Origin of the sequence: Paraburkholderia sp. BR10937, from assembly GCF_040965695.1 — a bacterium.
Taxonomy (GTDB): Bacteria; Pseudomonadota; Gammaproteobacteria; order Burkholderiales; family Burkholderiaceae; genus Paraburkholderia.
This window is the reverse complement of the sequence record NZ_JBFRCL010000147.1, coordinates 1-1,086: the sequence shown is the minus strand read 5'-3', so window position 1 is coordinate 1,086 and position 1,086 is coordinate 1. Positions and strand designations below refer to the sequence as shown.

The following is a 1,086-nucleotide window of genomic DNA, read 5'->3' as shown; positions in this document are numbered from 1 at the left end:
CTATCTTCCCGCCTCGATAATCGAGGCTTTGGCCAGCCAGGCCCGGCATGATTCTCGCCCCCAGTCGCAGTCATGATCCGGGGGGTGTTGTCACCGGGTCTGGTGGGTGGCTGGTGATCGCTAATAGGGGCTCGGCTGGGATATTCCAAGGCCGTCCGTAACGTGGATGCCGAGACTTGCCACCGTTGTTGCAGGCCAACTCGTTCAATCTGCACAAACTTCGATGCAAGAATTCCAACAACATGACGCCGTCGATGTCTTCATCGGTGTCGACGTCGGTAAAGGCCAGCATCACGCAGTAGCACTGGGTCGAAATGGCAAGCGGCTGTACAACAAGGCGCTGCCCAACGACGAGACCAAGCTGCGTGCCCTGATCGCCGAACTCAAGGTACATGGCCGCCTTCTCTTCGTCGTCGACCAACCCGCCACCATTGGCGCATTGCCGGTGGCTGTCGCCCGAGATGAAGGCGTTCTGGTTGCCTATCTGCCCGGATTGGCAATGCGCCGCATTGCCGACCTGCATGCAGGTGAAGCCAAGACCGACGCCCGCGACGCCGCAATTATCGCCGAGGCTGCCCGTTCGATGCCGCATACACTGCGCTCGCTTCGGTTGGCTGATGAACCGCTCGCCGAGCTGACCATGCTGTGCGGATTTGACGACGATCTCGCCGCTCAAATTACCCAAACCAGCAACCGCATTCGCGGCCTGCTCACCCAGATCCATCCCGCACTTGAGCGCGTTCTCGGACCGCGCCTCGACCATCCAGCCGTGCTTGATCTACTCGAGCGCTACCCGTCTCCAGCGGCGCTTGCAGCAACCAGCGAGAAGACGCTTGCCAACCGACTAACCAAGCTCGCGCCACGCATGGGCAAGGGATTGGCCGCCGAAGTCGTTCAGGCGCTGGGTGAACAGGCCGTGATCGTGCCCGGGACGCAGGCCGCCACCATCGTCATGCCGCGCTTGGCTCAGCAACTTGCCGCCTTACGCAAACAGCGCGACGAAATCGCCGCCGAAGTTGAGCGGCTGGTGCTTGCTCACCCTCTTTGGCCGGTCCTGACCAGCATGCCGGGAGTCGGCGTCAGGAC

The 1,086-nt window shown here is 61.8% G+C and carries 1 protein-coding gene; it reads left to right on the top strand.

The window, feature by feature from the left end; all coding sequences use genetic code 11:
- Positions 1-223 precede the first annotated feature (223 nt).
- Positions 224-1,086 (top strand): IS110 family transposase (locus AB4Y44_RS42365; RefSeq protein ID WP_368702811.1); only part of this gene is annotated, 863 nt, incomplete at its 3' end.